Raw genomic sequence first — 7,508 nt, forward strand, 5'->3', positions numbered from 1 at the left:
GTCGCCTATCACGACATACCCGTCGTCGTGCCATCAATCAGAGACTTCTGGATGCCCCAACGCGTCGCAGAGATATCACCGTAGATCAACATCACACACCGTGGGTGTCCTCGCATCGGTTACGATATAGCTGTCATGCCACATAGCGCCCTTGCGGCTGCCATCGCCGAACACCGGCACCCCCTCGACATTCAAGCGCCGTGCAATCGCCGCTGTACCCCGTCCGGATAGTGCTTCATCGTACATCCGGCGGACGATAGCCGCGCGGTCCGGAATTAGGACAAAAGTCCGACTCTCTAGGTCTAGTTGAATCCATCCCGGGCAACGAGACGTTAGCGGCTGCTGATTAGCACATGCCCGCTTGGCCGCCCACGCAGCAGCTACGCGGCGACCCTTGGTGGCGCTCTCTTCGTTTGCCCGGACGAACGTGAGCAGTGCCATCATCAAACTTAGAGGGTCGTTGTCGAGGCTTGTAGCTGTGTATTCACGCCCGTCACTGAGGGTCACAACGGAAACGCCGGTCTCGACGATGCTCTCGATGACCCGAAGCGCCTTCCGCGCGGCTTGGCGCGATATACGGTCAAGACTTTCTACGAGAACAACCGACCCTGGCGCTATCAAGCCGACCCGTACGGCTTCAAGGAGTGCGCCAAGCTGCCCTGTCTCGGCGTTACTGCCTCGGTACGCTGAAACTCCTAGGTCGTGGAATGACAGGACTTCATCCAGCTCGAGATCATGGCGGTTTGCGTAGTCTAAAGCCAAGTCCGTCTGACGCCTGAAGCTGTCGCCTCTTGCCTGCTCTGGCGTCGAGAAGCGCAAATAGCTGTATGCCTTCCGAAGTATGTTTTGTTTGCTCATTGTACTTCGCATATGAATAATAGGTCTCCACGTCAATAATATGCTAATGATCGGCCCGCCCGGCGGCGGCAAATCCATGCTCGCAGCACGGCTACCGGGGCTGCTGCCGGACCTTACACCCCGCGAGGCGTTGGAGGTGAGCATGGTGCATTCCGTGGCCGGGATGCTGCGCGATGGCCAGCTCATCACCCGCCCGCCCTTCCGCGAGCCGCACCATTCCGCCAGCCAGGCCGCCATCGCGGGCGGGGGCAACCGCGCCAAGCCGGGCGAGGTCTCGCTCGCGCATCGCGGCGTGCTGTTCCTCGACGAAATGCCCGAATTCCCCCGCGCCACGCTGGAGGCGCTGCGCCAGCCGCTGGAGGCGGGGCACACCACTGTCTCCCGCGCGAGCGCGCATATCACCTACCCGGCGCGGTTCCAGCTTGTGGCGGCGATGAACCCGTGCCGCTGCGGTTACCTTGGCGATGGCGCGCGTGAATGCGGCCGCGCCCCGCGCTGCGGTGAGGATTACCAGGGCAAGCTTTCCGGCCCGCTGCTGGACCGCATGGATATCGTCATCGAGATCACGCCGCTTTCACCGAAGGAACTCTCCTGGGCGCCGCCCGGCGAATCCACCGCCGTTGTGGCCGCGCGCATCGCCGCCGCCCGGGCCAGAAGCCGCGCGCGCTATGGCGAGGACGGGCCCGCCAGCAATGCCGAGGCCGGTGGCGAGCTGATCGAGCTTTCCCCCGAGGCCAAGGAATTCCTCGAACACGCGGCAACGCGGCTGCGGCTCTCGGCACGCGGCTTCATCCGCGCCATGCGGGTGGCCCGGACCATCGCCGACCTTGCCGGGAGCGAGGCCGTGCAGAAGCCCCATGTCGCCGAGGCGCTGGCCTACCGCCACCGCCAACCCGGGCGGACGCCGGTGAAAGCCTAAACCGCCGCGAGGATGTCCGCGACACGGGCAGCGAAAGCCTCCGGGCCGTGCTCGCGCTCAAGCCGCGAGAGCGCGTTCGCCCGCATTGCTGTCCAGAGCGGTTCATTGCGGTAGAGCCGAGCGATCTGGGCCGCGAAGCCGCGCGGGCCGTCGGCGGTGAGCAGTTCCGCGCCCCAGCCGAGTTGCGTGGCCAGCAGGCTGGTGACGACACAAGGCAGGCCGAACGCGGCGGCCTCGTAGATTTTGTACGGCGTGCCCGCGGCAAAACGCGTGGGGGCGATGAACAGCCGGGCCTGATCGTAGAGCTGGGTAAGATCGTCCAGCTCGCCATGCCAACAAATGCCGGGATGGTCCGCCAAGCCATCCAGCACCACGCCACGCGCCACATGCCCGGCCGCATGCAGCACTGGGGCTTCACCAAATTCGGCCAAGGCGGGATAAATCGCCTCGGCGTACCAGCGCAGCGCGTCCAGGTTCGGGCTGTCCTCCTGGTGCATGGCGCCGACGAAGAGCAGCCCCTCGCGTTCGCCAAAGCCGCGTGGGGTGGGGCTGGGCCGCCGCGCCGTGCCCAGCACCGCAACATTGGGCAGCCCCGAGGCCGCCAGCAGCCCGGCCTCGCGCGCATTCACCGCCAGCACCATCGCCGCCGCCCCCGCGCTGGCGAATTCCGCCGCAAATGCCTGGGGGAAATCAAGCCCACCCCGCAAAGCCTCCCGCACGCTGGCGATCGCCTCGGTGTCCAGAATGATCGGCGCCTTCACCTTCGCCGTTTCCAGCAGCGGCAAGACCCGCGTCAGATTATGCGTGCGCGCCACCCAGATGAGATCGTACGCCCCGCGCCGCCCGGCCAGGAATTCCGGCAGGGTGCAAAAATCCCGCCCGGCCAGCACCTCCGCCGTCTCCGGCAGCTCGCCATACAGGCTCATGTAATCATACGGCGCGCTGTTGATGGGGTACACATGCACCTCGTACCCCGCCGCCGCGATGGCGTGGACGATGTCGTTGGAGCGCACGAAGCCCGAGCCCAAGCGGCGCAGCGGCACGGTATCCTCAATGAACAGCACGCGCGGCTTATGGCTCCGGCTCCGCGCCGCGATGAGGTTTTGCGGCGCGTGCTGGTCTTGCAGAAACGCGGCGTGCTTGGCCTTGAAGATGCGCTTACCCCGCCGCATCAGCGCCATCGAGGCCTCGGTGGTGGCGGCGCTGCCGAATTCCATATGCTCCAGCGTCACCGCCGGGTCGTACACCACACGGTACCCGGCCCCGATCATCCGCACGCACAGATCCGCGTCCTCGTAATAGGCGGGGGCGAAATTTTCATCGAACCCGCCAAGCTGCTGCACCAGCGCGCTGCGGCAGAGCAGGAACACGGCGGAGCAGTAATCCACATCGCGCACGAAGTTGGCCTCCGGCGCCAGCGGCGGGGCATCACGCAGGTAGCCGACCGTCGTACCCTCGTTCCAGATGATCGACCCCGCCTCCTGCAGCAGCCCGTTGCTACGGATGATCTTCGCACCCACCGCGCCGATATCCCCGGCGCTCCCCAAGCGCTTCAGCGCCGTAGCCACAGCGCCATGCCCAAGCTCGACATCGTTGTTCAAGTACAGCAGCGCCGGGGCGGTGACATGCGCCAGCGCCAGATTCGCGGCGCGGAGGAAGCCAAGATTCTGTTCGTTCCGCAAAACCCGCGCCCCAGGCACATAGGTGCCGATGCGGCGCGTATCGTCGGTGGAGGCGTTGTCCACGACGATCAGCTCGATACCGCCCCCGAAATTCCGCCGCAGCGAGGCCAGTGCCCGCATGGTCAGCTCGAACCGATTATGCGCCACCAGGATGACGCTGAGCGCCGGTTCCCCGCCATGGCTGAAATCCAGCTTTTGGCGCGCGAAAATCGCCAGATCCGCCCGGGCTTTTTTCAGGAACGCCTCGCGCGTGCCGGCCTCGTCCAGCGCGGGCGGCGCCTCGGGCGGGCAGTAGGCGAGGCTCTCGCGCAGGCCCACCAGCCGCAGATGCGCGAAGGCATCGCGCACCGCACCGGCGTTGAGATCGTTGCGCACGCGCTCATGCATGTCGCGGTAATAGGCGAGGTCGATATCCGGGCTGGGCTGGCGCAGCTCGAAGCAGCCATATTGCACGAATTGCTGGTAGGCGTTGCGGTACAGCCCGGCCTCGATCGCCGCCGCAATGTCCGGGTAGCGCCGCCGGTAGAAGCGCTCGGAGAAGTGCGGCACCGGGTCGAACCCCTCCGGCGCCTCGTTGGTGAGGTAATGCTGGATGGCGCAGCTATACCGCCCGCGCAGGATCTCCGCCTTGGCGCCGGGGTGATGCTCCACATACCAGGCCGGGTCGAAATAGACCGACGGCGCCAACTCATCCCCGCCGAGTGTCGCCAGAAAATGCACATACGGCCCCGGCCCGTCGATTTCTTCCGGCTGGGCCCCGGCCTAGATCGCCCGCTCGCGGTAGAACATCCCGTCGAACAGGAAATGTCCCATGCGCCGCTCGCGCTGGCCGGAACGCAGATAATGGTCGTAGCGCCCGTAACAGCCATGCGCGTCGAGGATCTCCAGCGTCATGTCCTCGTACAAATCCGCGTAGAGCGCATCGTCGAACAGCCAGTGCGGGGAGACGCCGCGATGCCCGTGCTGGCAGTAATGGTCGAACCCCGAGGCATAGGCGCCCTCGCGCACCAGTTCGGCGATGTCCGGGTTGCGGGCGAGGTAGTAGAGCTCGTCGAACACCGGGTTGGGACTGTGGCCGAGCCGCACACCGATACGCAGGTAATAGTCCAGCGCCGCCTCCGCCGGCTTGTCGGCGCAAACCGCCCGCGCGTCGGCGTAGTGGTGCAGGTACCAGCCGGTGTCGAACACGCCCCAGGCGGGTTTCACCGGGGAATCTGGGCGCAAAATCTCGTGTGCGGGACGCGGCATTGCGCGCCGGGGTTGCAACCCCGGCGCGCTTTGGTCAAGCCGCCAGAACCGTGCCTATGGCGCGGGTGAGCGTGGAAAGCTCCTCCGGCGAGATGGTGAACGCCGGGGTGAGGTAGAGGATATTGCGGAACGGCCGTATCCAAACCCCTTGCTTCACAAGGGCCTGACGCAGCGCCGCTGGGTTTTCTATCCGCTCCAGCTCGACCATGCCGATGGCCCCCAGCACGCGCACATCCTTCACCCCCGGCAGCCCCCGGCAGGGCTCAAGTTCGCGCCTTAGTTGCGCCGAGATCGCGGCGGCCTGCTCAAGGCGCGGCTCGGTCTCGAACAGGTCGAGCGAGGCATTGGCCGCGGCGCAGCCCAGCGGATTGGCCATGAAGGTGGGGCCATGCATCAGCGCGGTCGTCGGGCTGTCCGAGAGAAACGCCTCGAACAGCTCATCCGTGGCGATGGTGGCGGCGAGCGGGGAAGTGCCGCCGGTCAGCGCCTTGGAGAGGGTGACGATGTCCGGTGCCACCCCCGCCTGCTCATAGGCGAACATGGTGCCGGTGCGGCCGAAGCCGGTGAATATCTCGTCGAAGATCAGCGTCAGCCCGTAATGGTCGGCGGCTTTGCGCAGGCGCTTCAGCACCTCCGGCTCGTGCAGCACCATGCCGCCCGCGCCCTGCACCAGCGGCTCGACAATAATGGCGGCCAGTGTTGAGGCATGCTGCTCCAGGAAGGACTCGAACGCGGCGATGCTCGCCTCGTCGCGCGGCAACGGCACCACCGGATGCTCCGGCAGCAGTCCGGAGAACATCGAGTGCATCCCCTCCTCGGGGTCGCAGATCGCCATCGTGCCCAGCGTGTCGCCATGGTAGCCGCCGGTGAAGGCCAGTATCTTCGTCCGCCCGCGCTCGCCCCGGTTGAGGCGGGACTGCACGGCGATCTTGATCGCCACCTCCACCGCCACGGAGCCGGAATCGGTGAAGAACACCCGGTTCAGCGAGCCCGGCATGAGTGCCGCGAGGCGCGTGGCGAGGCGGTAGGCCGGTTCATGCCCCAACCCGCCGAACATCACATGCGGCATGCGCTCCAGCTGCTCGGCCACCGCCGCGCGGATATGCGGATGGTTGTAGCCATGGCAGGCCGTCCACCAGGAGGCGATGCCGTCGATGAGCACCCGCCCGTCTTCGAGGTGAATGCGGCTACCCTCGGTTCGCACCGCCGGTAGCGGCAGCGGGGCGGTCTGCATCTGGGCGTATGGCAGCCAGACATGCCGCCAGCCCTCAGTCAACCAGGTCACGACTCCGGCTGCATCCCCAGCTTGGCGAACAGCGCCTCGTCATGGTTCACCGTGGCGTTCTTCGTCGTCAGCAGCTTCTCGCCGTGGAAGATCGAGTTCGCCCCGGCCAGGAAGCACAGCGCCTGCGCCTCGTCGCTCATCGCCTCGCGCCCCGCGGAAAGCCGCACATAGCTGCCCGGCATGGTGATGCGCGCCGCCGCCACCACGCGCACGAAGTCGATCGGGTCGATTTTCTCGGATTTGGCGAGCGGCGTGCCCTCCACCGCCACCAGCGCGTTGATGGGCACGGATTCGGGCGGCACATCCAGGCTGGCCAGCGTGGCGATCAGCCCGGCGCGGTCGCTCTCATCCTCGCCCATGCCGACAATGCCGCCACAGCAGATATTGATGCCCGCATCGCGCACCGCCTCCAGCGTATCCAGCCGGTCCTGGTAGGTGCGGGTGGTGATGACCTTGTCATAATACTCGGGCGAGGTGTCCAGGTTGTGGTTGTAGTAATCCAGCCCGGCACCCTTCAACTTGCCGCTCTGCTCGCGGGTGAGCATGCCCAGCGTCACGCAGGTTTCCAGCCCCATCGCCTTCACGCCCGAGATCATGCTGCACACCGTGTCCAGGTCCTGCTCCTTCGGGCTGCGCCAGGCAGCACCCATGCAGAACCGCCCAGCGCCCTTCTCCTTGGCCGCGCGCGCCTGTTCCAGCACCGCGTCCACCGCCATCAGCTTGTTCGCCTTGGTGCCGGTCTCGTACTCCGCCGCCTGCGGGCAATAGCCGCAATCCTCCGGGCAGCCGCCGGTCTTGATCGAGAGGAGGGTGGAGATCTGAATCCGGGTTGGGTCGAAATACTCGCGGTGCGCGCTCATGGCGCGGAAGAGCAGTTCCGGGAACGGCAGCGCCAGCAGGGCGGCAACATCCGCGCGGGTCCAGCGCGGTTTTGTGGCAATATGGCTATCAGGCACCGTAACTTACTCCATCCGTCGATTGCAGGGCAGGTTAATCCCATGCTTCAAGAGAGGCAAAAGGAAGACCATGGCAAGCTATTTCATTACCGGGACCGGCACCGGAATCGGCAAAACTTACGTCACGGCAGGCCTGATCCGCGCCGGGCGCGAATTGAAGCGTGATTTCGCGGCGATCAAGCCGATTCTCTCCGGCTACGACCCAGACAATCCCGCCGGCACCGACCCTGGCGTGCTGCTGGAGGCCATGGGCCGGCCGGTCACCCCGCTGAACATCGCCACCGTGTGCCCATGGCGCTTCGCCGCCCCGCTCTCGCCGGACATGGCCGCGGTGCGCGAGGGCCGGCATATCATGTTCAACGACGTTGTCACCTTCTGCCAGACCGCCATGGCCGCCGCGCGCGGCACGCTGCTGATCGAGGGGGCGGGGGGCGCTGCCGTGCCGCTGGACGACAATCACCTGATCATCGACCTCATCGTGGCGCTGAAGACTCCGGTCATCCTGGTCGCGGGCACCTATCTCGGCAGCATCAGCCACACCATCACCACCGGGGCATTCC

At 66.1% G+C, this 7,508-nt stretch carries 6 protein-coding genes and 1 pseudogene; 2 read left to right on the forward strand and 5 right to left on the reverse strand.

Annotated elements, in window-relative coordinates:
• Window positions 1–75: 75 nt before the first annotated feature.
• Window positions 76–858, reverse strand: a complete 783-nt coding sequence (locus tag ACLPJJ_RS10985; RefSeq protein ID WP_443591021.1) for a recombinase family protein — start codon at window positions 856–858, stop codon at window positions 76–78.
• Between the two features lie 34 nt (window positions 859–892).
• Between ACLPJJ_RS10985 and ACLPJJ_RS10990 the strand changes: the two are divergent.
• A pseudogene (locus ACLPJJ_RS10990) lies at window positions 893–1,777 on the forward strand (YifB family Mg chelatase-like AAA ATPase); the annotation flags it as partial.
• On the opposite strand, the gene ACLPJJ_RS10995 reads toward ACLPJJ_RS10990, so the two are convergent.
• From ACLPJJ_RS10995 to bioB, 4 genes are read right to left on the reverse strand one after another with little or no spacing between them, the layout of a single operon-like run.
• Complete coding sequence (locus ACLPJJ_RS10995) at window positions 1,774–4,179, reverse strand: glycosyltransferase (RefSeq protein WP_443591022.1); 2,406 nt, start codon at window positions 4,177–4,179, stop codon at window positions 1,774–1,776. The pseudogene ACLPJJ_RS10990 and the gene ACLPJJ_RS10995 sit on opposite strands and share 4 nt — an antisense overlap.
• 42 nt (window positions 4,180–4,221) lie before the next feature.
• Window positions 4,222–4,707, reverse strand: a complete 486-nt coding sequence (locus tag ACLPJJ_RS11000) for a hypothetical protein (protein WP_443591023.1) — start codon at window positions 4,705–4,707, stop codon at window positions 4,222–4,224.
• 34 nt (window positions 4,708–4,741) lie between these two features.
• Window positions 4,742–5,992 (reverse strand): adenosylmethionine--8-amino-7-oxononanoate transaminase, encoded by a 1,251-nt coding sequence (locus ACLPJJ_RS11005; protein ID WP_443591024.1) that lies wholly within the window; start codon window positions 5,990–5,992, stop codon window positions 4,742–4,744.
• Window positions 5,989–6,948: a biotin synthase BioB gene (bioB, locus tag ACLPJJ_RS11010; protein ID WP_443591025.1), complete on the reverse strand. Its 960-nt coding sequence runs from the start codon at window positions 6,946–6,948 to the stop codon at window positions 5,989–5,991. Before bioB ends, ACLPJJ_RS11005 begins: the two co-directional genes overlap by 4 nt.
• A gap of 70 nt (window positions 6,949–7,018) precedes the next feature.
• Here bioB and bioD point away from each other — a divergent pair.
• Window positions 7,019–7,508 (forward strand): dethiobiotin synthase (gene bioD / locus ACLPJJ_RS11015; RefSeq protein WP_443591026.1); only part of this gene is annotated, 490 nt, incomplete at its 3' end.

This window comes from Acidocella sp. (assembly GCF_052326845.1).
Lineage (GTDB): Bacteria > Pseudomonadota > Alphaproteobacteria > Acetobacterales > Acetobacteraceae > Acidocella.

What these genes read in the sequence shown, in the direction of transcription:
- ACLPJJ_RS11000 (WP_443591023.1), bottom strand. Translation starts at nt 4,707, where the DNA reads ATGCCGCGTCCCGCACACGAGATTTTGCGCCCAGATTCCCCGGTGAAA.
- ACLPJJ_RS10985 (WP_443591021.1), bottom strand. Translation starts at nt 858, where the DNA reads ATGAGCAAACAAAACATACTTCGGAAGGCATACAGCTATTTGCGCTTC.